Origin of the sequence: Agromyces humi (genome assembly GCF_009720255.1) — a bacterium.
Taxonomy (GTDB): Bacteria; Actinomycetota; Actinomycetes; order Actinomycetales; family Microbacteriaceae; genus Agromyces; species Agromyces humi.
On sequence record NZ_WJSP02000484.1, the window covers coordinates 1 to 2,407 of the forward strand.

3 protein-coding genes are annotated in these 2,407 nt (G+C 71.9%); 2 read left to right on the top strand and 1 reads right to left on the bottom strand.

What is annotated here, in order from left to right:
- Positions 1-690 (top strand): ABC transporter ATP-binding protein (locus GH736_RS21235; RefSeq protein WP_159606851.1); only part of this gene is annotated, 690 nt, incomplete at its 5' end.
- A gap of 26 nt (positions 691-716) precedes the next feature.
- Here GH736_RS21235 and GH736_RS21240 read toward each other — a convergent pair.
- Positions 717-2,129 carry an HNH endonuclease signature motif containing protein gene (locus GH736_RS21240; RefSeq protein WP_159606853.1) on the bottom strand — a complete coding sequence of 471 codons (1,413 nt, stop codon included), beginning with the start codon at positions 2,127-2,129 and terminating at the stop codon, positions 717-719.
- A gap of 69 nt (positions 2,130-2,198) precedes the next feature.
- On the opposite strand from GH736_RS21240, the gene GH736_RS21245 reads away from it, so the two are divergent.
- The coding region (locus GH736_RS21245) for a hypothetical protein (RefSeq protein ID WP_159606855.1) at positions 2,199-2,407 on the top strand (209 nt) is incomplete at its 3' end.

The following is a 2,407-nucleotide window of genomic DNA, read 5'->3' on the forward strand; positions in this document are numbered from 1 at the left end:
GACGTCGCGGTGGTGCGGGGCGACGTGCGGATCGCGGCGCGGTTCGAGGTGCGCCCGGGGCATCCGCTCGCGCTGATCGGGCCGAACGGCGCGGGCAAGTCGAGCATCCTGGCGGCGATCGCGGGCCTCGTTCCGCTGCGGTCGGGGCGGATCGCGATCGGCGCTCGCGCCGTCGACGGTGTGCCGCCCGAGCGCCGGCGCATCGGGGTGGTGTTCCAGGACTACGTGCTCTTCCCCCATCTCACGGTGCACGACAACGTCGCGTTCGCGACGCGGATGCGCGGCGCTCGAGCTGCCGCGCGGGCGGCGGCCGAGCCGTGGCTGGAGCGCTACGGGCTCACACCGCTGGCGGGGCGATACCCCGCTGAGCTCTCGGGCGGGCAGGCCCAGCGCGTCGCCCTCGCGCGTGCACTCGCCGCCGAGCCCGAGGTGCTCCTGCTCGACGAGCCGATGTCGGCGCTCGACGTGGAGGTGCGCGCCGAGATGCGGTCCGAGCTCGCCACCCATGTGCGCGACTTCGGCGGTGCGACCGTGCTCGTCACCCACAGTCCGGCGGATGCCGCGGCGCTCGCCGACCAGGTCATGGTGCTGGAGTCGGGACGCGTGACGCAGCAGGGCACGCTCGACGAGTTGCGGGCCGCGCCGGCGACGCCGTACGTGCGGCGGATGCTCGCGGCATCCGCGGACTGACCAGGTCAGGGCACGCGTGATGTCGGTCACACGGCAGGGACCGCGCCGGCAGCGCTGGCTTCGCCTCGACGTGCGGCCCACGGCGGCTCGGGATCGTCGGAGGGTGAAGATGGAGGCCCGACGCTCAGTGACGCCGAGTTCCGTTGCAGCGCAGACGGCTCGAGCGCGTCGGGCGGCAGGAACCGCCGATCGGGCGACGACACGTGAGCGCGACCAGCTGGCGAGGTCCATCGGATGTCGCCGCCAGGCATCTGGGACATGCGCCATCCGCTGTGGTGCTTGAGTCGGTGGTGCTTGCGGCAGAGGTGCGCGAGGTTGTCGTGGCGGGTGGCGCCGCCCGCCGCCCAGTCGCGGGTGTGGTCGACATCGCAGCCTGCGGCTCGACGGGAGCAACCGGGGAATCGGCACGCTCCGTCGCGGACGCGCAGGTAGCCCGCGAGGTCTGCCGGCACCCGGTAACGGGTGCGGCCATATGAGAGGTAGGCGCCGGTTTCGGGGTGCGTGAGGATGCGGTGGAAGGACGGCGCGTGCGCCGCCAGGCGACGCGCCGTCTCGGCGGGGATGGGCCCGTGCCCGTCGAGCTCGGCAGGCTCATCGCTGAGCCCGAGCAGCGTGAGCACCGGCACGGTGACGTAGACCCGTGGCCGGACCACGCCCAGCGGTGACGCCTCGGTACGCGTGGTGCCCGTGGTGCCCATCGCGCCCGTGGTGCCGATCGCAGCCCCTACGGCGCGGCCGAGCAGGAGATCACCTGCCGTGTCGACCAGGCGTTGCCGACGGTTGCGGGCATCGTCACCCTGGTCGGGCACGGCATCGACGAGCGCATCGAGATGAGCCATGATCGCCACCCCACGCTCTGCTTCGAGGTGCATGCTGAGCCAGGACATGCCATCGTCGGCAGGCTCGAGCACGACGCGGCGCTCGTCTCGGGCGCGCTCGTGCCGCGCGTCGGAGGGCTCGGGATGCATGCGCTCGCGAAGCCGACGAATGCGCCGGCGAAACGCCGATGGCGTTTCGGGAGCGGTGCTGGTCAGCGCGGCGGTCTCGAAGGCGCCGACATGAGCCGCAGGCAGGCCGCTTGCGACGTCGATGAGAGATCGCACCTGCGGGACGCAGATCGTGCCGGCCGAGAGCGCGTCGAGCGTTGCGGCGAAGGCGCCGCACAGGTGGCGGGCATCTGCGATCAACCTGCCGGCGGTCGCCTCGTGGACGACGAGCGCCGTCGCCAGCTCGGCCACGAACGACCGCGTCGCGAACTCGCGATCGGCGAACGACGAGGAATCCGTCACGCCCTCGACCTCGGCGGCGAGCCGGCGGGCGACCTCGATGCGCCGGAGCTGTTCGGCCTTGGCGGCGCGCACGGCCCGCTCGAGTTCGACGATGAGGTCGAGCTCGGCATGCAATCGAGCTCGTGCGTCGAGGCCGAGCGAGGGGTTCATGGGAACAGTCAAGCACCGACCACTGACATCCGATCGCCGTCGAAACCGCAGGTCAGAGCCATTTTCCCTGTGGATATCCCGACTCCGTCATCGGCTGGGGAGGACGAGTCGCGTGACCCCGATCACCGGGGCGTCTCGAACCGCGTCTCCACCGGATCCGCCGCCGTGAACCTGGCCGGCGCGGTCAACGTCGACGACATCCACACCTACGCCTGGATCGGCGCGAACGCCAAGGTCAACTGCGACGCCGGCTGCACCGACGTGGCCGTCGGCTCGAA